The organism is Myxococcus faecalis (genome assembly GCF_050039385.1).
Lineage (GTDB): Bacteria > Myxococcota > Myxococcia > Myxococcales > Myxococcaceae > Myxococcus > Myxococcus fulvus.
Map to the genome: position 1 here is coordinate 3,841,509 of NZ_CP144336.1, position 18,092 is coordinate 3,859,600.

Annotated in this window: 16 protein-coding genes; 4 read left to right on the forward strand and 12 right to left on the reverse strand. The window is 71.2% G+C overall.

Annotation, left to right across the window (positions count from 1 at the left end):
* Positions 1-26: 26 nt before the first annotated feature.
* Complete coding sequence (locus VZQ01_RS15165; protein ID WP_223749335.1) at positions 27-1,163, reverse strand: ATP-binding response regulator; 1,137 nt, start codon at positions 1,161-1,163, stop codon at positions 27-29.
* Positions 1,160-4,291, reverse strand: a complete 3,132-nt coding sequence (locus VZQ01_RS15170) for a GAF domain-containing protein (RefSeq protein WP_426748204.1) — start codon at positions 4,289-4,291, stop codon at positions 1,160-1,162. The genes VZQ01_RS15165 and VZQ01_RS15170 overlap by 4 nt, the downstream gene beginning before the upstream one ends.
* A 312-nt stretch (positions 4,292-4,603) precedes the next feature.
* Here VZQ01_RS15170 and VZQ01_RS15175 point away from each other — a divergent pair, with 312 nt between their 5' ends.
* Positions 4,604-4,861 carry a hypothetical protein gene (locus tag VZQ01_RS15175; protein WP_426748205.1) on the forward strand — a complete coding sequence of 86 codons (258 nt, stop codon included), beginning with the start codon at positions 4,604-4,606 and terminating at the stop codon, positions 4,859-4,861.
* Between the two features lie 49 nt (positions 4,862-4,910).
* Here the strand turns inward: VZQ01_RS15175 and VZQ01_RS15180 are convergent, their stop codons facing one another.
* Positions 4,911-5,144, reverse strand: coding sequence for a hypothetical protein (locus VZQ01_RS15180; RefSeq protein WP_223749332.1), 234 nt, complete (start codon positions 5,142-5,144; stop codon positions 4,911-4,913).
* Positions 5,145-5,199: 55 nt separating this feature from the next.
* Positions 5,200-6,000: an AraC family transcriptional regulator gene (locus VZQ01_RS15185; RefSeq protein ID WP_223749331.1), complete on the reverse strand. Its 801-nt coding sequence runs from the start codon at positions 5,998-6,000 to the stop codon at positions 5,200-5,202.
* Positions 6,001-6,135: 135 nt separating this feature from the next.
* Here VZQ01_RS15185 and VZQ01_RS15190 point away from each other — a divergent pair, with 135 nt between their 5' ends.
* Positions 6,136-8,373 carry a M9 family metallopeptidase gene (locus VZQ01_RS15190; RefSeq protein ID WP_223749330.1) on the forward strand — a complete coding sequence of 746 codons (2,238 nt, stop codon included), beginning with the start codon at positions 6,136-6,138 and terminating at the stop codon, positions 8,371-8,373.
* Positions 8,374-8,420: 47 nt separating this feature from the next.
* On the opposite strand, the gene VZQ01_RS15195 is transcribed toward VZQ01_RS15190, so the two are convergent.
* The 7 genes from VZQ01_RS15195 to VZQ01_RS15225 form a co-directional block, all read right to left on the reverse strand.
* Positions 8,421-9,995, reverse strand: coding sequence for an aldehyde dehydrogenase (NADP(+)) (locus VZQ01_RS15195; protein ID WP_223782437.1), 1,575 nt, complete (start codon positions 9,993-9,995; stop codon positions 8,421-8,423).
* Positions 9,996-10,075: 80 nt separating this feature from the next.
* On the reverse strand, positions 10,076-10,966 hold the full coding sequence (locus tag VZQ01_RS15200; protein ID WP_267698169.1) for a dihydrodipicolinate synthase family protein: 891 nt from the start codon (positions 10,964-10,966) through the stop codon (positions 10,076-10,078).
* Positions 10,963-12,243, reverse strand: a complete 1,281-nt coding sequence (locus VZQ01_RS15205) for an FAD-dependent oxidoreductase (RefSeq protein WP_426748206.1) — start codon at positions 12,241-12,243, stop codon at positions 10,963-10,965. The genes VZQ01_RS15200 and VZQ01_RS15205 overlap by 4 nt, the downstream gene beginning before the upstream one ends.
* Before the next feature lie 110 nt (positions 12,244-12,353).
* A complete protein-coding gene (locus VZQ01_RS15210) occupies positions 12,354-12,623 on the reverse strand; it encodes a (2Fe-2S)-binding protein (protein WP_223749326.1) in 270 nt (89 codons plus the stop codon).
* A complete protein-coding gene (locus VZQ01_RS15215) occupies positions 12,616-12,765 on the reverse strand; it encodes a hypothetical protein (RefSeq protein ID WP_223749325.1) in 150 nt (49 codons plus the stop codon). Before VZQ01_RS15215 ends, VZQ01_RS15210 begins: the two co-directional genes overlap by 8 nt.
* A complete protein-coding gene (locus tag VZQ01_RS15220; protein ID WP_426748207.1) occupies positions 12,758-13,894 on the reverse strand; it encodes an NAD(P)/FAD-dependent oxidoreductase in 1,137 nt (378 codons plus the stop codon). Before VZQ01_RS15220 ends, VZQ01_RS15215 begins: the two co-directional genes overlap by 8 nt.
* Entirely contained in the window at positions 13,891-14,826 is a 936-nt protein-coding gene (locus tag VZQ01_RS15225; RefSeq protein WP_408888189.1) for a 4-hydroxyproline epimerase, read from the reverse strand. Before VZQ01_RS15225 ends, VZQ01_RS15220 begins: the two co-directional genes overlap by 4 nt.
* 255 nt (positions 14,827-15,081) lie before the next feature.
* On the opposite strand from VZQ01_RS15225, the gene VZQ01_RS15230 reads away from it, so the two are divergent.
* Together VZQ01_RS15230 and VZQ01_RS15235 are read left to right on the forward strand one after the other, a co-directional pair.
* Positions 15,082-15,381 (forward strand): hypothetical protein, encoded by a 300-nt coding sequence (locus tag VZQ01_RS15230; protein ID WP_223749322.1) that lies wholly within the window; start codon positions 15,082-15,084, stop codon positions 15,379-15,381.
* A 57-nt stretch (positions 15,382-15,438) separates the two neighbouring features.
* Positions 15,439-15,738 carry a hypothetical protein gene (locus tag VZQ01_RS15235; RefSeq protein ID WP_223749321.1) on the forward strand — a complete coding sequence of 100 codons (300 nt, stop codon included), beginning with the start codon at positions 15,439-15,441 and terminating at the stop codon, positions 15,736-15,738.
* Positions 15,739-15,793: 55 nt separating this feature from the next.
* Here VZQ01_RS15235 and VZQ01_RS15240 read toward each other — a convergent pair whose 3' ends face one another.
* Positions 15,794-17,875, reverse strand: a complete 2,082-nt coding sequence (locus VZQ01_RS15240; RefSeq protein ID WP_426748208.1) for a methyl-accepting chemotaxis protein — start codon at positions 17,873-17,875, stop codon at positions 15,794-15,796.
* Between the last annotated feature and the right edge of the window lie 217 nt (positions 17,876-18,092).

The window sequence follows — 18,092 nt, forward strand, 5'->3', positions numbered from 1 at the left end:
GGCCAGGGGGTTGCCGGGGTGTCCCTTCACTCCTCGGTGACGAACTGCCGCGGCAGGCTCAGCCAGAAGGCCGTCCCCTCCTGGGCGGAGGACGACACGCCCAAGAGGCCCCCGTGGGCCCGGACGATTTCGTGGGTGATGTAGAGCCCCAGGCCCAGGCCGTTGCGCTGCGCGCTGCGCTTGTCCTGCGCGCGGCCGAAGGGGTCGAAGATGGAGCCCAGGCGCTCGGCGGGGATGGGCAGGCCCCAGTTGTGGACCTCCACCCGCACGCCGCCCTCCGCGTCCGCCACCGTCACGCGCACCACGGTGTCCTCCGGGGAGTACTGCACGGCGTTGCCCACCAGGTTCGACGCCGCCTGCGCGATGCGGTCCCCGTCCCAGTCCCCCCAGCCGTTGCCCGTGAGCGACAGCTCGAACTGGCGGCGCGGGTGCGCCACCTCCAGCTCCTCCACCACCTGGCGCAGCACCTCGTGCAGGTTCATCCGCGCCCGCTCCAGCACGTACCCCGCGCCCAGCCGCGTGCGCGTGAAGTCCAGCAAGTCATTGATCATCCGCGCCATGCGGTCCGCGGAGATGGAGATGCGGTTGATGGCCTTGCGCTGCGGCTCGCTCAAGCCCCCGTGACGCAGCAGCAGTGACGCGTTGCCGGCGATGGCCTGCAGGGGGTTTCGCAAGTCATGGCCGAGGATGCCCAGGAACTGCTCGCGGAACGTGGCCGTGCGCCGCGCGGCCTCCTCGCGCTTGAGCCCCTCCTCCACCCGCTTGCGCTCGATGGCGTACCTGAGCGCGCGCACCAGCAGCGGCCCCGACACCTGGCCCTTCACCAGGTAGTCCTGCGCGCCCTCGTGCACCGCGCGCACCGCCAGGCGCTCGTCGTCCGTGCCGGTGAGCACCACCAGCGGCACCGACGGCGCGGCCTGGAGCAGCGGCGGGATGTTGCCCAGCCCGTGCCCGTCCGGCAGCGACAGGTCCAGGAGCACCGCGTCCACCGGCGGCCCCTCGCTCACCACGCGCACCGCGTCCGCCAGGCGCTCGACGTGGAGCACCTCGAAGCGCGTGGCGGTGACCTCGCGCAGCTCCTCCTGGAGCAGGAGCGCGTCGCCCGGGTTGTCCTCCACCAGCAACAGCCGCAGCGGGCGCTCCTCGGTGCCGATGTCACTCATGACGACACCTCGGAAGACGCGGGCACCGACGGCGCCAGCGGCAGGGTGAACCAGAACGTGCTGCCCTCGCCCACCTTGGACTCCACGCCGATGCGACCTCCCAGACGCTCCACGATTTTCTTGCAGATGGCCAGCCCGATGCCCGTCCCGGCGAACGACTCCTTGCCGTGCAGGCGCTGGAAGATGACGAAGATGCGCTCGAAGTCCTGCGCGTCGATGCCGATGCCCCAGTCCCTCACCGTGAAGCGCGCCTCCGCGCCCTTCACCTCGGCGGCCACCTCCACCCTGGGCGGCGCGGCCCCGTGGAACTTGAGCGCGTTGCCGATGAGGTTCTGGAACAGCTGCACCAGCTGCGTCTCGTCCGCGAGCACCATCGGCAGCGGGCCTGTCTCGAGCTGGGCGCCCGACTCCTGCAGCGCCACCTGGAGGTTGGCCCGCGCCCGCTCCACCGCGCGCCCCGCGTCCACCGCGCGCGGCTCGCGGCCCTGCGTGCCCACGCGCGAGTACGTCAGCAGGTCCTGGATGAGCCGCTGCATGCGCGTGACGCCGTCCACCGCGTAGTGGATGAAGGTGTCCGCCTCCGCGTCCAGCTTGCCCTGGTAGCGCCGCGCGAGCAGCTGCGTGTAGCCGGCCACCATGCGCAGCGGCTCCTGCAGGTCGTGCGAGGCCACGTAGGCGAACTGCTGGAGCTCCTCGTTGGAGCGGGCCAGCTCCTTGGCGCGCAGCCGCAGCGAGTCCTCCGCGCGCCTGCGCTCCAGCCCCTGCGCGAGCGCGTCCGCCACCGCCGCCAGCGCCGCCACCTTGTCCTCGCCCAGCACCGTCCTGCTGTAGAGCCCCATCACGCCCACCAGCTGCCCGCGCACCAGCAAGGGGATGCCCGCGAACGAGCGCAGCCCCGTCTCGCGAATCCACGTCGGGTCCAGCACCCGGGCGTCGTGCTCCATCTTGTCCACCCAGACCTGCTCGCGCGTGCGGGCCACCTCCGCCACCAGGCTGCCGCCGTGCACCGCCACGCGCGCCCACTTCTCGCGCGGCGGCGCGGACACGCCCGCGTTGCCCACCAGCTCCAACGTGGCGGAGCTGCGCGAGTACAGCCACAGCCGGGCCACCTGCGCGTCCAGGTGGCGCACCAGCGCCTCCGCGCAGCCCTGGAGGATGTCGGCGACGGAGCCCTCCTTCGCCAGGGCGCCGCTCATCTCCGCGCGCAGCGCCTCCAGCCTGCGGGCCACCTGCTCGCGGTCCAACCGGCGCAGGCCCTCCTCCACGCGGCGCTGGGCCGTCATGTCCGTGTTGGTGCCAATCCACTCGCGCAGCTTGCCGTCCGAGTGCAGCACCGGCACCGCGCGCGCCAGCGTGGGCGAGTACGTCCCGTCCGGACGGCGCAGCCGGTATTCCACCTCGTACGGCTTCACGTCCGTCACCGCCGCCGTCCAGGCGCGGCTGGCCGCGTCCCGGTCCTCGGGGTGGACGGCGTCCAGCCAGCCCGTGCCCTTCCATTCGTCATACGACTGGCCGGTGTACTCGCGCCAGGAGGGGCTGTCCTCCTCGATGAAGCCATCCGGCCGCGTCACCCACACGGCCTGCGCGGTGGCGGTGACGAGCGAGCGGAAGCGCTCCTCGGCCCGGCGCGCGTCGCGGAACAGGCGCGCGTTGTCCAGCGCCACCGCGGCCTGGGACGCCACGCCCTCCACCAGCCGCGCGTGCTCCTCGCCAAAGCGCCCCGGCTCCGCGTGCCCGAAGAACAGCCCGCCGAGAATCTCCCCGGAGCGGCTCTTCACGGACACCGCCAGGTAGCTCCTCACCGGCAGGTGCCCCTGGGGCATGCCGTGGTACGGGGCGCTCTTGCCGTAATCAGGGTGGCGCGTCACGTCGTCGTACAGCCGCGAGCCCTCGCCCCGGAAGGTGGGGCCGAAGATGGCGGTGTTGCGCGGCATGGGCAGGTGGGCGAAGGACTCCCGGGGCGCGCCCGACAGCGTGTAGAGCAGGTAGGACTCGCCGCGCTCGTCCACGCGGTTCTCGAAGAAGGCGCCGAAGCCCGCGCCGGTGAGGGCCACCGTCTCGTCGGTGATGCGCTGGACGAGCACGCCCGGGTCCAGCTCCGACGACAGCGTCTCGCCGATGCGCAGCAGCGTCTGGGCGGTGCGGCGCTCCTCCTGGCTGCGGCGCAGCGAGGCCTGGGCCTCGCGGTACAGGCGCGCGGTGTCCACCGACAGCGCGGCGCGCGAGGCGAGCTGCTCGCCCAAGGCCAGGTCCGCCCGGCCGAAGCGCCGGCTGGACTCGGCCGTCACCAGCGTGAGCGCGCCCAGGGTGCGGCCGCGCGCCTTCAGGGGGATGAGCATGGCCGAGCGCAGGCCCAGCGCCGTGAGGAAGCGCAGGTGCTCCCGGTCCCGCGCCGCCAGGGCCAGCACGTCGTCGGACACGGACTCCAGCAACACGGGCCTGCCCGTGCGGATGACGGCCAGCACGCCGTTCGGGTCGTCCTCGCGGGGCGGGTAGCGCACCCGCACCTCCTCGGCCAGCCGCACCCGGCTGGGGTCCACGTGCGCCACCGCCACCTGGCGCGTGCCGCCGTCCTCCTCCACCAGCTCCACCGCGCACCAGTCCGCCAGCTGCGGCACCGCCAGCTTCGCCAGCAGCGCCAGCGTGTCGTCCAGGTCGAGCGCGGACGAGGACAGGAGCGCCCCCGCCTCCGCCAGGAAGCGCATGGACTCCGAGGCGCGCTTGGGCTCCTCGATGTCCGTGGTGGTGCCGAACCACTGGAGGATGTCGCCCTTGGCATCGCGCAGGGGGCTGGCGCGGCCGAGCATCCACCGCCAGGCGCCATCATGGCGCCGGCAGCGGAACTCCACCTCGTAGGGCTCCCCCGTCGCGAGCGAGTGGGCCCAGCGCCTGCCGGCCTCCTGCGCGTCCTCCGGGTGGAAGATGCGCCACCAGCCGTCGCCCAGCGCCTGCTCGGGCGTCAGGCCGGTGTACTCGTACCAGCGGCGGTTGAAGTAGACGTGGTGCCCGTCGGGGCGGGTCATCCAGACGAGCTGGGGGAGGCTCTCCAGGACCTGGAGGGACAGCGCGCCCGGGGACAGGTCCACGGTGGGGACCGGCGCCTCCGGGGGGGAGTGGGGAGGGGACATGGAGCGCACGTGACCTTAACAGTCCGCACAGGGACCGCCCTTTCGGCACCCCTGGGTTTTCCACCATCCGACAATCGTCCCCAGGGACAAGGCCCCGGCGGCTCCCTCCCCGGGAGGGACGGCCGCGACCCGCTGGGAATCCCTCGCTCCATACCTGATACCAGACACGCGACCTGTCATCTCATTGCGCCCCAATGCCTGACATCTCCAGCACGGCACGCGCCTCCAGCGAGTCTGGGTTCAACCGGCCGGAGGGCCACGAACTCGAATGACAGACACGGGATTGCCGGGAGGCAGTCCGGACAGGCCGCCGTGGAGACCGCCATCGTCGTGCCGATGAGGGTCTTCAGGGTGCTGGGCATCATCCAACTGGAGACGCTCGCCGGCAGGACACTGAAGGTGAGCGAGTACTCCTACTGCGGCGGCATCACCGCCGGGTGGTCCGCCTCCGTGCCCAGCCTCGGGCTGGTGCGGATGAGCGGAGAGAGTCCCTTCCAGCTCGTGGACTCCGGCGTGGGCGGAGACCCGTGGAAGAAGCGTGCGGTCCCCGCGCCCACCGCCCGGAAGTGAGCGTCAGCGAGAGGACGGCCCCAGCACCAACCCCTGAACTGAAGATACGTCACCACCCGCGCGCGGGCGGACAGCAGCGTCGCGCGACCCAGAGCCCCCTCACGGTGCTCAAGGACAACAGCACCTGCGCGCCCGAGGCCACGGCCACCGCGAACCCCATCATCGCCCGACGTCCGCCGAGCAGCAGGGACTCCTGGACGAGCCACGCCGCGCAGGCCCCGAAGAACCCCAGGGCCACGACATGGAACAGGACGGTGGACACGGGCAGCGTGAAGGCTTTCATGACCAGCCCGGAGCGCATCACACCTGACAGGCTTTGGGGAAGCCCCCCAGGCCCCTCAGCGCTTGCGCCGGGACACGGCAGTGCCAGGGACGGACTCGACGAGCTGCCGGTACTCGCGGGGACTCAGGCCCGTCACCTGCTTGAACTGGCGTGACAGGGCGCTCTGGTCGCAGAAGCCCACGGACAGCGCGATGGCGGCGATGGGCTCGCGCACGTCCTCCACCAGTCGCTCCGCCGCGGCGTCGATGCGCGTCTTCATGATGAACTGCCCCGCGGAGAGCTGGAAGATGCGCCGCATCCGCCGCTCGAACTGCGCCGCGGACATGCCCGCGCGCCGCGCCAGCGAGTCGATGCGCAGCCGCTCCCCGTAGTTCGCCTGGATGAAGTCGATGGTCGCCGCGAAGCGCTCGTCCACCAGCCCCGCGCGCCCCGGCTCGTGGATGTCCTTGGACAGACACGCCAGCCCCATCACGTCGCCCGTGGCGTCGAACAGCGGCACCTTGCTCGTCAGACACCAGCCCGGCTCGCGGTTGTTGAACAGCGTCAGGTCCAGGTTGTCCACCAGCGGGCGCCCCGTGCGGAACACCTTCTCGTCCTGCCGCACGTACCGGTCCGCCATGTGCTGGGGGAACAGCTCGTGCGCCGTGCGCCCCACCGCCGCCGCCTTGCTCTTCAGCCCGCAGCGCTCCGCGCACGCCTCGCTGATGCACACGTACCGGCCCTGGATGTCCTTCACCGAGAAGACGATGTCCGGCACCCGGTCGAACAGCGCCTCCGCGAACAGCGGGTTCGTCACCCGCCCCATGAAGTCCACCCGCCAGTGCTCCAACGCCTCTCGCCCTTTGGTCGTTTCCATTCATCCCCGCGTGGGAAAGACACAAGAACAGCGCACCGGCCCAGGAATACCTTGAACACCGCGTGAAACCCACGTCGGCGTCGTCCAGTCCTGTCGACACCGTGCGGCAAAGCCCCCACCCCGAGGAGCACGAGCATGCGCAGTCCAATCACGGATTGGTGTCGCTGTCACATCGTCCTCGCCCTCTGTATCGGAGTCTTCGCCCCTGGAGCGGACGCCCGCCCCGGGGCTCCCCCGCCGACCGGGTCCGCCCAGCGCCTTCACGGGCTGGAGCATGCCCATCAGCGCATCCTGCCCGACGAGCGCTCGCCCGACGTCGCGCCGGAGCAACTCCGTCAGGAGCTCGCCCCACCGCCTCCCGCCCGGGCGTTGCTGGCCGCCTGTGACACGGCGGCCTTCGGCTCGGCCAGCGGCGCGGCGCTCGTCACCCTGGTGAAGGGCTCCACGGAGGCGTGCGTCAACACGCTGTTCGGTGTCACCGGCACGCTGGCGCGGCAGGTGTTCATCGAGAGCAAGATGGTCACCATCGCCAACGCGCTCACCACCAGCGCACAGGCCTACGTGGGGGACAACAGCGGGCAGACGCTCCAGCTCATCCTGTTCCTCCGGGCCGGGTACTACGTGCAGTTCTACAGCCCGGACGTGGTGGGGGCGTACGGCACGGCGCTCGGCAACGCCATCCGTCCGGCGCTGGCGGCCTTCGTCGCCAACAGCCACTTCCGGGACGTCAACGACGCGCACGGCGCGGTGCTGCGGGAGTTCGTCACGCTCATCGACAGCGCGGGGGAGAGCGCGCGGCACCTGGCGACGTTCAAGGGGCTCCTGGACCGCTTCAACACCACCGCCGAGACGTTCTGGTACATGCGCGCCGCCACCAACAACGTCTTCGTCGGCCTGTTCCGGGGACACTACGACGCGGCCTTCATCGCGGCCGTGCAGCAGGACAGCGCCATCATCGACGCGCTGGAGTCCTTCGGCCTGCGCACCGAGCACCTGCTGGGCACGGACAACCAGTACCTCACGGTCAACGCCGCGCGCGAGCTGGCGCGCTTCCTCCAGTACCCGGGCGCGCTCCAGGACAAGTCGCGTCCCAAGGTGCGGGCGCTCATCGCGAACCACCAGATGACGGGGCCCACGGCGGGCGTCTGGGTGGGCGCCGCGGAGATGGCGGACTACTACGACGGCGCGAACTGCGCGTACTACGGCATCTGTGACTTCCGTCGCACGCTGGAGCAGGCGGTGTTGCGCGTGACGTACAACTGCGGCGCGACGTTGCGCATGCGCGCGCAGGACATGACTTCTTCGCAGTTCAGCCAGAGCTGCGCCAAGCTCGCCGCGCAGGAGACGTACTTCCACGACATGCTGAAGACGGGGCGCGTGCCGGTGGCCGGGGACAACAACACCGCGCTGGAGATGGTCATCTTCGACAGCAGCCTGGACTATCAGACGTACGCGGGGGCGCTGTTCGGCATCGACACGAACAACGGTGGAATGTACCTGGAGGGAGACCCTTCCGCGTCGGGCAACCAGGCGCGGTTCATCGCCTACGAGGCGGAGTGGGTGCGGCCCACGTTCCAGATATGGAACCTGGAGCACGAGTACGTGCACTACCTGGATGGCCGCTTCGACATGAAGGGCGACTTCGGCGCCAGCGTGAGCCAGCCCACCATCTGGTGGATTGAGGGCCTGGCCGAGTACATCTCGAAGAAGAGCGACAACGCGAGCGCGGTGGCGGTGGGGGCCGGCAAGGCGTTCCAGCTCAGCCAGATTCTGCGCAACGACTACAACAGCGGCACGGAGCGCGTGTACACGTGGGGCTACCTCGCGGTGCGCTTCATGTTCGAGCGGCACGCGGACCAGGTGGGCACGTTCCTGGGACAGTTCCGGGCGGGGAGCTACGCCGCGTATCGCCAGTCACTCGACGCGCTGGGCACGGCGAACGACCCGGAGTTCCACGAGTGGTTGACGTGCGTGGCCACCGCGAGCGACCCGAGCACCTGTGTGAATCCGGGTCCGGGGCCAGGGACGGGGACACCGTGCACGGGCTCCGACTCCAGGATGCTGGGCAATGGCTGCTACCGCGGGCCGCTGTCCGCGACGAGCGGGTTGCAGTACTTCTACCTGTGGGTGCCCAATGGCGCGCGCAACCTGCGCTTCCAGATGAGCGGCGGCACGGGCAACGCGGACCTGTACGTGCGCGCCTCGACGTGGCCCAGCCTCACGACATACGACCACCGGCCCTACCTGTCAGGCAATGACGAGACAGTGGACATCCCGTCACCGCCGACCGGCAGCTACATCTACCTGATGCTCAACGCCCGGACGCCGTACTCGGGCGTGAAGCTGGAGGCCCGCTTCGACACGGGGCCGTAAGACGAGGGACGACTCCCGGGTGGACGTGGCGCCACCTGGGAGTCGAGTCACTCCCGCTTCAGCACGCCATCCACCGTGCGCCACAGGCCCAGCGGGTTCGACTCGCGCAGTTCGACCGGCAATAGCGCGTCCGGCACGTCCTGGTAGCACACGGGCCGCACGAAGCGGCGGATGGCGCCGGTGCCCACCGCGGTGAAGCGCCCATCCGAGCTGGCCGGGAAGGGCCCGCCGTGCACCATCGCCGGACAGACCTCCACGCCCGTGGGCACCCCGTTCACCAGCACGCGCCCCACGCGGTCCGTCAGCACGGGGAACAGCTCCGCCGCCACCGCCGTGTCCCCCGCGTCCATCAACACCGTCGCCGTGAGCTGTCCCTCCAGCCCGGACGCCACGCGCACCAGCTCCGCCGCGTCCTTCGCCGGCGTCAGCACCGCACAGCTGCCGAACACCTCCTCGGTCAGCGCGTGCTCCGCGAGCACCACCGTGGCCGGCGCCTCGAACAGCGCCGCGGCCCCGAGCGCCGCCCGAGACTCACCCCGCACACAGGTCCGGGTGTCCGTGCGCGCCGCGAGCCGGCCGACGCCCTCACGGAAGCGCTCGGCGATGTTCGGCGTCAGCATGGGCGCGGGCGACGCCGCCCCGAGCTTCTCCGCCAGCCGCGCGCGGAAGGCCTCGTACCCCGGACCCTCCACCGCCACGACCAGGCCGGGCGAGGTGCAGAACTGTCCCGCCCCCTGGAGAATCGACGCGGCCAGCGAGTCCGCCATCGCCTCGGGTCGCGCGGCTAGGGCCTCCGGCAACACGAAGATGGGATTGATGGAGCCCATCTCCGCGAAGACGGGAATGGGCAGGGGACGGGAGGCCGCCAGCGCCATCAACGCCTGTCCTCCCTGCCGCGAGCCCGTGAAGCCCACCGAGCGGATGGCCGGGTGACGCACGAGCGCCGCGCCCACCTCCGTGCCCGCGTCGAACAGGAGCGAGAACACACCTTCGTGCAGGCCACACGCGGACACGGCGGCGCGGATGGCCAGGGCCGCGCGCTCCGAGGTCGCCGGGTGCGCGGGGTGGGCCTTGGCCACGACGGGACAGCCCGCGGCCAGCGCGGACGCGGTGTCACCTCCGGCCACGGAGAACGCGAGCGGGAAGTTGCTCGCGCCGAACACCGCCACCGGTCCCACCGGGCGCAGCATCGAGCGCAGGTCCGCGCGCGGCAGGGGCTTCCTGTCGGGCAGCGCGTGGTCGATGCGCGCGTCCACCCAGCTGCCCTCCTCCAGCAGTCGCGCGAACTGGCGGAACTGTCCCGCCGCGCGGCCCAGCTCCCCCTGGATGCGCGCGGGAGGCAGGCCCGTCTCCTTCGGCGTCACCGCGAGGAAGTCCGCCTCCGCCGCGAGGAGCGCCTCGGCGATGTGCTCCAGGAACACCGCGCGCTGCCGCGAGGACAGGGCCGCGAGCGACGGCGCCGCCTCCGCCGCGAGCGAGCACGCCCGCTCCACCTCATGCGGCCGCGCGGCGTGGAAGCGCACCTCCAGCGCCACGCCCTCCGCCGGGTTCCATCCGGTGAACGTCGCGCCACCGGGCTCGCCGCGCCCGGCGCCAATCAACGACAATCCCATCCAGCTCATGCCACTACCTCACGTCGGGGAGGGACACGGCCGTGCCCCTCGAAGCTTCGACCTCGGCTACGTCACACCACGACTCGCCCCTACAGCGCGGGGCGGTTCGCCAACGCCTCGCGCAGCACGCGCAGGCACTCCTCACGCTCGGCGCCCACCAGCTCCATCCGGGGCCCGCGCACCCGCTCGTGGCCCCAGCCCATCTCCTGCTGCACCAGCTTGATGAGCTGGACGAACTTGGGGACGGTGTCCAGGCGCAGCAGCGGCAGGAACCACCGGTACAGCGCGAACGCAGCGTCCTTCTTGCCGGCCAGGGACAGCTCGAGCAGGCGCACCGACTCGGCGGGGAAGGCATTCACCAGCCCGGCCACCCAGAAGCGCGCGCCCGCCTCCACGCCCTCGACGAGGCAGTCATCCACGCCCACGCCCAGGGTCAGCCGGTCGCCCAGCAGGGCGCGGATGCCGGTGACGCGGCGGGCATCGGTGGAGGACTCCTTCACGGCGACCGCATTGTCGTGCTCGGCGGCCAGCTCCGCCAGCTGCGCGGGCGTGAAGTCCGTCTTGTAGGCCACCGGGTTGTTGTAGAGCAGGCACGGCAGCTTCGTGGCGCGGAGGACCGTGGACATGTGCGCCTTCATCTCGCGCCAGTCGCTGGAATAGACATACGGCGGCAGCACCATGAGGCCGGCGCACCCGGCCTCCTCGGCGGCGCGGGCCAGCCGCACGGCCTCCGCGGTGGACAGCGCGGCGATGCCGGGGATGACGGGCGCCTTCACCGCGGACACGCACGTGCGCATCAGCGCGGCCTTCTCCTCGGAGGTCAGCGTCGCGCCCTCGCCCAGCGAGCCGCAGGGGATGATGCCCGTGCAGCCCTGGGAGATGAGCCACTGCACGTGCGAGCGCACCGCGCCGTGGTCGACGGACAGGTCCGCGTTGAAGGGGGTGGTGATGGCGGGGAGGACACCGGACCAGAGGCTCATGACTTGCTCGTGTGGGAAGGGGAAACGTCGGAGGGAGGAAGGCGCAGGCTGCCGATGCGCGCGGGGAGACAGGGCGGGCGCACGTCCTCGCCCGACCAACCAAAGAGCGTCTGCGCCGCGGGGCCGCAGGTGCGCCCCTGACACGCGCCCATGCCCAGCCGGGCGTACAGGCGCGCCTCGCGCAGATTCGTGCAGCCCTCCAGCGCGGACAGGGGCACGTCTTCACAGCGGCACAGCAGGGTGTCGGGCCGGGCCAGTCGGCGCAGCTCCTCGCGGGGTGCGTCGTGCCGCGCGAGGTGGACGGAGAAGTCGCGCACGCCTCGCCAGGCACGGGCGAGAGACTCGGGGACGGGACGGCCCGCGGCGACGAGGCCCGCGAGCTCGCCGGTGACGAGCGCCTGGTCCACACCGCCGATGCCGAGCAGCTCGCCCACGGCGTGCACGCGAGGGACTCGGGTCTCCAGTCGGTCGTCCACGAGGACCGCGCCGTGCGAGACCTCGCAGCCCAGCAGCCGGGGCAGCTCCAGGTTGGGCACGAGGCCATAGGACGCGCCCAGGTAGTCGCAGCGCAGGTGCTCCTCGTGGCCTCGCACGGACAGGCGCACGGACTCCAGGCGGTCCGTGCCCTCGGCGGCGAGCACCCACGCGTCCGTGGACGTGGGGACGCTGATGAGCTTCGCGGTCATCACCGCGCCCTGGAGCAGCTTCGAGGGATGGCGCCAGAGCTGGAGCGCGAAGCGCCAGTGGTCCGCGGCGGGAGCCTGCTCGGCGATGGAGAGGACCTCTCCGCCGTGGGACTGAATCGTCGCGGCGGCGGCGAGGAGCAGCGGCCCCGTGCCCGCGAGCACCACGCGCTTGCCGCGAATCGGCAGGCCGTCCTTCACGAGCACCTGGAGACCGCTGACACCGAGCACACCGGGGAGCGTCCAGCCGGGGAACGGGAGGAAGCGCTCACGTGCACCCGTGGCCAGGATGGCGCGGCCATGGTGCACGGTGAACGAGGAGGCACCCTCCTCCACCAGGAGCACACCGGGCTCGGGCGAGGCGATGACCCGCGCACCAGGACGGAAGCGGGCCCCAGAGGCGGCGAAGCGCGTGAGCCACTTGCGCGCGAGCGGGTTCTTCCCCGTCCGTGCCTCACCGCGCCAGATCTGCCCACCGGGCTCGGGCTGCGCATCGAGGACCAGGACCTTCAATCCCGCCTCAGCCGCATGACAGGCGGCGGCGAGCCCACCGGGTCCCGCGCCGACGATGACGACGTCACACGTCTCACGCATCGGGGCCCTCCTGTTCGGACACACAGCGGGCCGTGACGCACAGGAGACGGCGAGCCTCGCACCCACTCGGCAACGAGGAGGAGACACGCGCAACTCCGGGCATGAATCCCTCACCCATCGGTCACCACCTCCAGGTCGTCACGACACGGCGTCAGGCACGTGAGGACCTCGGACACGCCGTCGACGGTGGCCCGACACTCGAAGCACACGCCCATGCCGCACAGCGGGCCCCTAGGACGTCCACCCAGGTCCGCGCGGCTGACGAACCGCTCCGTCATCGCGAGCGCCGCGGCCACGGAGGTGCCCGAGGGAACGGTGACGGCTTGCCCGTTGATACGCAGCGTGACGGAGGCAGGTGCCTTGCGCGACGGCTCACCCATGGGGCACCTCGCGACGACGCGGCCTCCAGGAGCCTTGCGACTCCTGCTCATGCATCAGCCCACCGGCGGCGTAGAGCGACGAAGCGCCCATCCATGGGCGGCGCACGTCCGTCGAGGCGCCCTGCGGCACCCACTCACGCATGCGCCACCTCGCGAGTCGCCCCACCCAGGAAGCGCGACGGCGAGTACGCCGACACATCGATGGCGCTCGTCCGCCCGAGCATCTGGTCCGCGACCAACCGCGCGCTCCCCGTGGCGGTGGTGATGCCCAATCCCTCATGCCCACAAGCCAGCCACAGCCACGGCTTCTCCGGATGCGCCCCCAAGAGCGGCAGTCCATCCGGGCTCGCCGGACGCAGTCCCGTCCACACGCGCAGCGCCTGCAAGCCATCGAGTCCCGGGAGGAACATCGCCGCGCGCTTCAGCATGCGCTCCAGGATGGCGGCCTCCACCTCACGGCTCGCCTCCCCGGGCTGCCGCGACGACCCGAGCAGCAACTGCCCGGTGACACGAGGCTGCGCATTGAACGCGACCGACGCCCCATCCGTGCCATGCGCGCTCTTCAGGTACCCCAGCTCCACGAGCTGGTGATGCACCACGGGAGCACCGCGCCGCGTGATGAGCAGGTGGCCCTTGCGCGGAGAGATGGGCAGCTCCGGACAGAGCGAGGGACTCGCCACGCCCGCCGCGAGCACCACCCGCCCGGCCTTCAGTACCTCCCCGTTCGTCAGGAAGACGCCCTCGGGCCGCAGCTCCCGGACCGGACATCCCGTCCTCACCTTCGCCCCACGCGCCTGCGCCCTCTGCGCGAAGGTCCGCGCGGCCACCGGCGGATACAACACGGCGTCATCCGGCACCCGCAGCGCACCGACGAGCCCGGGGGCCAACGCAGGCTCCGCCTCGTACAACGCGGCCGCATCCAACACCTCGGCCCGAACACCCGCGGCGCGATAATTGGCGACCTTCGCGGAGACGGCGGCCATCTCCTCGTCATCAGCCGCCAGCCACAAGGTGCCGCACGCGTCGTACTCCACGGTGCGCGGCAGCCCCTGCGCGAGCTGCCGCCAGAGCGACACGGAGTACGCGGTCAGCGCGAGCTCCGCCGCGTTGTCATCCATCGCGACCAGGTGTCCCATCCCGCACGCGGTGGTCGCGGCGCCGATAGAGCGCGCCTCGACGAGCGCCACGGACATCCCCTCGGTGGACAGCGCCTCCGCGAGCGCCGCGCCGACGATGCCACCGCCGACGATGACGCAGTCGAAGGCGCTCATCCGATGCCCCACGCGAACGGGTCCTTCGGGTCCACCAGCAGCGTGGCCTCCGCGTTGACGGACGCGGTGCCCGTAATCGTGGGCAGGACGCGCTCGCCATCACGCACGTAGCGCGCCTGGAAGCGGCTGCCGATGATGCTCTCCTGCACCCACGTGTCGCCCTCGGCGAGCGCGCCCTCCGCGGCCAGGCACGCCACCTTGGCGCTCGTCCCCGTGCCACACGGAGAACGGTCATACGCGAGCCCCGGGCACAGCACGAAGTTGCGCGCATCCACGCCCGGCGTCGGCGACGGCGCATACAGCTCCACGTGGTCGATCTCCGCGCCGCCCTCCCCCGTGATGCCCTGGTCCGCGAGCGCCTGCTTGATGGCGGACGTGTACGCGAGCAGCGCAGGCACCCGCGCCAGCTCCAGCGGCGGGTTCGTCGCGCGCGAGAGGAAGAACCAGTTGCCGCCCCACGCGATGTCGCCGTGCACCTCGCCATGCCCGGGCACGTCCACCTTCACGTCGTGCGCCCAGCGGTAGCTGGGCACGTTGGCGATGCTGACGCTCCCGTCCGGGTGCAGGGTGGCCTTCACCACGCCCACGGGCGTCTCCAGCGCGTGCACGCCGGGGCCGATGCGGCCCAGGTGCTCCAGCGTCTTCACCACGCCGATGGTCCCATGGCCACACATGCCCAGGTAGCCCACGTTGTTGAAGAAGATGATGCCCGCGACGCTCGAGGGGCTGACGGGCGGGCACAACAGCGCGCCCACCATGACGTCCGAGCCCCGGGGCTCACAGACGATGGCCTTGCGGAAGTCGTCGAAGCGCTCCCGGAACCGCTCGCGCAAGCTCGCCAGGTCGCCCGTGCCCAGCTCCGGGCCGCCCTCCGTCACCACCCGCGTGGGCTCACCCCCTGTATGACTGTCGATGACTCGAATGCGCCGCATGCGGACCACTCCCTCCACCCGGGCCTCCCGCATGCAACCCTAGGAGTCCTGGAGCGCGGTTTCTTGCGCGATTCGACCACACCCACGTGGCAAACACGCAAATGCGCCGGGAGCGAGCACCCCTCCATCCCCGCCCCGCGCCGCCACGGCCTCGGCACCGGGTGACGCACCCGGCCACGGCGCCCGCCTCACGGCCCTGGCCGCGTGTCAGCCCTTCGGGCGAGGCTGTGCCTCCTCACGCAAAGGGAGCACGCAATGAACCTTCGGAAGCGAAGTGGAGTTGTCGTGGTGGCCTTCTTCCTGACGGCCTGTGGTCCGGACTCCGATGCCGGGAGTCCCCAGGCCCGGGACACGTCCACGCACCAGCGAATCTCGGACCCGTGGACGTGTGACCCCGCGGACTGGTGCCGGGTCGACTCACACACCCTCGACTGCCCTCCCGGCGCCCCCGAGACGGTCGCCTACGCCTGGCCCACCCAGGGGGGTGGATTCTGCACCCAGCGCTTCGCGTGTGGTCCCTTCCACCCGCTCTGCGCCGGCCCCATCGAGCCGTAATCCGGATGGCATCCGTCATGGAATAGCATCTGTTCCTCACCCCTCAAGGAGCACGACATGCATCCACGCAACTTCCTGGGAGTCATGCTGACGGCCGCGGTCCTCACGGGCTGTGGAGTCGCTCACGACGGCGAGGAGCAGGTCCAGGACGGGACGTCCCGGAGCGCCAGCGACGTCTGCGACGGCACGACGGCCTGGGAGTACTACTACTACGCGGACCCCTCGATGAGCGGTGAGCCCACCGGCGTGGTCATCTGCAAGTGCCGCGGCGTCATCCAGACCTGGGGCGACACCACGCCCACGCCCTATTACTACTACTGGAGTGGCCTGTGCGGCGGCGGTGAAGCCGCCCACTGAGGCCGCGTCCTCCCTCTCGTCCACGCCGCGAGGAGCGTGGACGAGACGCACTCCCTCAGCTGCCCAGCGTGCCGGACTCGAGCGCCTTGCGCGCCGAGCCGGCCATGCTCTGCGCCAGCGTCTGCACCGAGCGCGTCACGTTGCGCGTCTCCTCGACGACCCGCAGCGTCTGCTGCATCTGCCCCGACATGTCCTGGATGGCCACGGCGATCTGCGACGTGCCCGCGTCCTGCTGTGACACGGCCGCCGAGATCTGCCGCACGCTGTTGCTCGTGTCGCCGATGATGCCCGCGAGCTTGCGCAGCTGCGTGCCGGAGACGCGCACCGCCTCCACGCTCACCCGGACGCGCTGCTCGCCCTGCTCGCTCATCTTCGCCGCCTCGCGCATGCTGCTGCTCACACCCTCCAGCACCTCGCGGATGCGCTGGGTGGCCAGGATGGACTGGTCCGCGAGGCTGCGCACCTCGCGCGACACCACGCTGAAGCCCCGGCCGTGCTCGCCGCTGCGCGCCGCCTCGATGGCCGCGTTCACCGCGAGCATGTTGGACTGGTCCGCCAGGCCCTTCACCGTGTCGACGATGCCCGCGATCTCCCGCGTCCGCTCATCGAGCGCCAGGATGCGCCGCGCCATCTCCGACACCTCCTCGCGGATGGCCTCCAGGTTCGTCAGCGTCTTGTCCAGCGCCGCGCCGCCGTCGCGCCCCGCCTCCTCCGCGGCGACGATGGACTCGGCCAGCACACGCGCCTTGTCCGCCGTCACCAGCGAGCCCTGGCGAATCTCCTGCACCGTCTGCTCCAGCTCCTTGAGCGCCGTCGCCTGACGACCGATGCCGTCCGTCTGCTCCTCGCTCGAGGTGCGCAGCTGCTGCGCCACCGTGGCCAGCTCCCCGGCGCCGGTGCCCATGCCCTCGGCCAGCTCGCGCACGTCCTTGCGCCGCGCCTCCAGCTGGCTCGCGTGCGACGACAGCGAGCGCACCACATGCGAGGAGCGCCGCGCCACGATTCCCACCAGCGACGCGGTGAAGGCGAGGAAGCCCCAGTGGATGAACATCCCCTCCATCTTCACCCAGCCCAACAGCGGCAGCATCGCCGCCACCAGGACCAGGGTGAGCACCCCCAGGCCCGCGCTGAAGATGCGCGCGTCGACGTTGCCCCGGAGCGCGGCCACCACCGCGACGATGACGTACGTCAGCAAGACCGGGATGGAGTACAGCATGAGCACCTGGAACAGCCGGCTCGCCGTCCCCAGGTCCACCATGGCCACCACGGCCTGCAGCGCGGCGAGCACCGTCACCGTCCACACCACCGCGCTGAACCAGCGCGCGCGCCCCTCCAGGATGCCCTCCTGGATGAACCAGCCCAGCCCCGGCAGCACGCAGTAGGCCGCGAGGAACGTGGCGCGCCACAGCGACAGCTCCACGCCCCACACCGCGCTCACCACCCCGCTCATGCCCACGAGCAGCACGCCCGCGCCGCCGGAGAACACGCCGAGCGCCAACAACATGCGCCGCTGCCGCCCCAGCAGCGACATGCCCAGCGCCACCTGCGCGATGACCAGCAGCAGGTTGCCGGTGACGAGACAGCCCAGCCCCGTGCGCACCACCCGCGCCAGCAGCTCGTGGCGAGGCCCCACCCGCGCGTGCTGGCTCACGCCCATGGCCGCCGTGCTGCTCTGGATGCGCAGCAGCACCCGCGAGCCCTGCGCGGAGGCGGGCAGCGGAATCAGCTGCGCCCAGATGGACTCGCGCACCTCGGTCCCCGACGGGTTCAGCTTCCCGTTCGCGTAGACACGCTGGCCGTCGACATAGACCTCGTACGCGTTGGTCACCGAGCCCAGCATCAGCGCGGGCTCACCCCATCCACCTCGAGGCACGGGGATGCTCACCCACAACATCGTGTGCGCTTCCCGACCCGGCGGGACCTTCAGCGCCTCCATCGACTTCCAGTCGACCTTGTCGGGCTCCTTCGCCCACGTGGGCACGCCGTCCGGCCCCAGCGGTGAGTCTCCCCAGTGATGGAGCCACCCGTCCTTCAACTCCATGACGCTCGCGGCGCGTGTCTGCGCCTGGGCCGCGGAGCTCCACGCCAGCACCAGCATCCAGCACAGCACCACCAGCCAACGCGTGGATTGCGACACGGGGTGACGCCCTCTGCAAACAGCAGGACCGCGACGCGAGACACGACACGACGACGACACGCGCTGCGAGACAGGAGACCAAGACATGTATGGCGATGCTCGTGTGTTCGAGACATCGCTGTAAACGGGTCCACCCCACCCCGCCCGTCTGCTCCTTCCCCGCGTGTGAGCAGGCTCGAGACGGACGTCGACACTTGGAACACTGCTCCACTGTCTT

Excerpts from the sequence above, each read along its gene's own strand:
- VZQ01_RS15165 (WP_223749335.1), bottom strand. The coding sequence starts at position 1,163 with ATGAGTGACATCGGCACCGAGGAGCGCCCGCTGCGGCTGTTGCTGGTG.
- VZQ01_RS15170 (WP_426748204.1), bottom strand. The coding sequence starts at position 4,291 with ATGTCCCCTCCCCACTCCCCCCCGGAGGCGCCGGTCCCCACCGTGGAC.
- VZQ01_RS15180 (WP_223749332.1), bottom strand. The coding sequence starts at position 5,144 with ATGAAAGCCTTCACGCTGCCCGTGTCCACCGTCCTGTTCCATGTCGTG.
- VZQ01_RS15185 (WP_223749331.1), bottom strand. The coding sequence starts at position 6,000 with ATGGAAACGACCAAAGGGCGAGAGGCGTTGGAGCACTGGCGGGTGGAC.
- VZQ01_RS15190 (WP_223749330.1), top strand. The coding sequence starts at position 6,136 with ATGCGCAGTCCAATCACGGATTGGTGTCGCTGTCACATCGTCCTCGCC.
- VZQ01_RS15195 (WP_223782437.1), bottom strand. The coding sequence starts at position 9,995 with ATGAGCTGGATGGGATTGTCGTTGATTGGCGCCGGGCGCGGCGAGCCC.
- VZQ01_RS15200 (WP_267698169.1), bottom strand. The coding sequence starts at position 10,966 with ATGAGCCTCTGGTCCGGTGTCCTCCCCGCCATCACCACCCCCTTCAAC.
- VZQ01_RS15205 (WP_426748206.1), bottom strand. The coding sequence starts at position 12,243 with ATGCGTGAGACGTGTGACGTCGTCATCGTCGGCGCGGGACCCGGTGGG.
- VZQ01_RS15210 (WP_223749326.1), bottom strand. The coding sequence starts at position 12,623 with ATGGGTGAGCCGTCGCGCAAGGCACCTGCCTCCGTCACGCTGCGTATC.
- VZQ01_RS15215 (WP_223749325.1), bottom strand. The coding sequence starts at position 12,765 with ATGCGTGAGTGGGTGCCGCAGGGCGCCTCGACGGACGTGCGCCGCCCA.
- VZQ01_RS15220 (WP_426748207.1), bottom strand. The coding sequence starts at position 13,894 with ATGAGCGCCTTCGACTGCGTCATCGTCGGCGGTGGCATCGTCGGCGCG.
- VZQ01_RS15225 (WP_408888189.1), bottom strand. The coding sequence starts at position 14,826 with ATGCGGCGCATTCGAGTCATCGACAGTCATACAGGGGGTGAGCCCACG.
- VZQ01_RS15230 (WP_223749322.1), top strand. The coding sequence starts at position 15,082 with ATGAACCTTCGGAAGCGAAGTGGAGTTGTCGTGGTGGCCTTCTTCCTG.
- VZQ01_RS15235 (WP_223749321.1), top strand. The coding sequence starts at position 15,439 with ATGCATCCACGCAACTTCCTGGGAGTCATGCTGACGGCCGCGGTCCTC.